Origin of the sequence: Streptomyces sp. NTH33, from assembly GCF_003236365.1 — a bacterium.
Classification (GTDB): Bacteria; Actinomycetota; Actinomycetes; order Streptomycetales; family Streptomycetaceae; genus Streptomyces.
Map to the genome: position 1 here is coordinate 1 of NZ_POTZ01000720.1, position 2,411 is coordinate 2,411.

The window sequence follows — 2,411 nt, forward strand, 5'->3', positions numbered from 1 at the left end:
CCGCCACCCCGCCCGCCGAGCGCGCCGCCCGCCTGGCCGCGCTCCGGGACGTCCTCGTGGCCCGCAAGGACGAGATCGCCGAGACCGTCACCGCCGAACTGGGCTCGCCCCCGCAGTTCTCCCGGACGGTCCACGTGGGCCTGCCGATCGCGGTCGCCGGCTCCTACGCCGACCTCGCGGCGACGTACGCCTTCGAGGAGAAGGTCGGGAACTCCACCGTCTTCCACGAGCCGGTCGGCGTGGTCGGCGCGATCACCCCCTGGAACTACCCGCTGCACCAGATCGTCGCCAAGGCCGCCCCGGCGCTGGCCGCCGGCTGCACGATCGTCCTCAAGCCGGCCGAGGACACCCCGCTGACCGCCCGGCTCTTCGCCGGGGCGGTCCACGAGGCCGGAATCCCGGCGGGCGTGTTCAACCTGGTCACCGGCCTCGGCCCGGTCGCCGGGCAGGCCCTGGCCGAGCACCCGGACGTCGACCTGGTCTCCTTCACCGGCTCCACGGCCGTGGGCAGGCGGATCGGCGCGGCGGCGGGCGCCGCCGTCAAGAGGGTCGCCCTGGAGTTGGGCGGCAAGTCCGCCAACGTCATCCTGCCGAGCGCCGACCTCGCCAGGGCCGTCAACGTCGGCGTCGCCAACGTGATGTCCAACTCCGGCCAGACGTGCAGCGCCTGGACCCGGATGCTGGTGCACCGCGACCAGTACGACGAGGCGGTGGAACTCGCCGCGACGGCCGCCGCCAAGTACGGCGACCGCATCGGCCCGGTGGTGAACGCCAAGCAGCGGGCACGCGTGCGCGGTTACATCGAGAAGGGCATCGCCGAGGGCGCCCGCCTCGTCGCGGGCGGCCCCGAATCCCCGTGTGACAAGGGCTACTTCGTCAGTCCCACCGTCTTCGCCGACGTCACCCCCGACATGACCGTCGCCCAGGAGGAGATCTTCGGCCCGGTCCTGTGCGTCCTGCGCTACGACGACGAGGACGACGCCCTGCGCATCGCCAACGGCACGGTCTACGGCCTCGCCGGCGCCGTCTGGGCGGCCGACGAGACGGAAGCGGTCGCCTTCGCCCGCCGCATGGACACCGGCCAGGTCGACATCAACGGCGGCCGTTTCAACCCGCTGGCCCCCTTCGGCGGCTACAAGCGGTCCGGCGTCGGCCGCGAACTCGGCGCGCACGGCCTCACCGAGTACCTGCAGACCAAGTCCCTCCAGTTCTAAGGGAGTCACGCGTCATGGCCGTACGTGCCGCCGTCCTGCCCGCCATCGGCTCGCCGCTGGGGATCACGGAGATCGAACTGCCGGAGCCCGGCCCCGGGCAGGTCCGCGTCCGGCTCGCCGCCGCCGGTGTCTGCCACTCCGACCTGTCGCTGTCCAACGGCACCATGCGGCTGCCGGTGCCGGCCGTGCTCGGTCACGAGGGCGCGGGCACGGTCCTCGCCGTCGGCGAAGGGGTCACCCATGTCGCGCCGGGCGACGCCGTCGTGCTCAACTGGGCACCGTCCTGCGGGAGCTGCCACGCCTGCTCGCTCGGCGAGGTGTGGCTGTGCGCCAACGCGCTGAACGGCGCCGCCGGCGTCCACGCCCGCACCGCCGACGGCACCGACCTGCACCCCGGCCTCAACGTCGCCGCCTTCGCCGAGGAGACGGTCGTCGCCGCCCCCTGCGTCCTGCCCCTTCCGGACGGGATCCCGCTCACCGACGCCGCGCTCCTCGGCTGCGCCGTCCTCACCGGGTACGGCGCCGTCCACCACGCGGCGAAGGTACGGCAGGGGGAGACGGTCGCGGTGTTCGGCGTGGGCGGGGTGGGCCTGGCCACCCTCCAGGCCGCCCGGATCGCGGGCGCGTCGAGGATCGTCGCCGTCGACGTGACCCCTCAGAAGGAGGAACTGGCCCGCCGCGCGGGCGCCACGGACTACGTCCTCGCCTCCGAGGACACCCCCCGCGAGATCCGCGCCCTCACCGGCGGGCAGGGCGTCGACGTCTCCGTCGAGTGCGTCGGCCGCGCGGCCACCATCCGCGCCGCCTGGGACTCCACCCGCCGCGGCGGCCGTACGACGGTCGTCGGCATCGGCGGAAAGGACCAGCAGGTCACCTTCAACGCCCTGGAGATCTTCCACTGGGGCCGCACCCTGACCGGCTGCGTCTACGGCAACTCCGACCCGGCCAGGGACCTGCCCGTGCTCGCCGGCCACGTCCGCGCCGGCCGCCTGGACCTGACCGCCCTGGTGACCGAACGGATCGCCCTGGACGGCATCCCGGCGGCCTTCGAGAACATGCTGGCCGGAAAGGGCGGCCGGCCTGGCGGCGCTGGCCGGGCTGATCGCCGACGAGACCCGCGCCGCGTGTCTGCTGGCGCTGCTCGACGGACGGGCGTGGACGGCCGGGGAACTGGCCCGGCACGCGGGCGTCGCCGCG

The 2,411-nt window shown here is 74.3% G+C and carries 2 protein-coding genes; both read left to right on the forward strand.

Annotated elements, in window-relative coordinates; translation table 11 throughout:
* Positions 1–1,214 (forward strand): aldehyde dehydrogenase family protein (locus tag C1I97_RS35440; RefSeq protein WP_111007051.1); only part of this gene is annotated, 1,214 nt, incomplete at its 5' end.
* Between the two features lie 14 nt (positions 1,215–1,228).
* The coding region (locus tag C1I97_RS35445; RefSeq protein ID WP_111007052.1) for a Zn-dependent alcohol dehydrogenase at positions 1,229–2,411 on the forward strand (1,183 nt) is incomplete at its 3' end.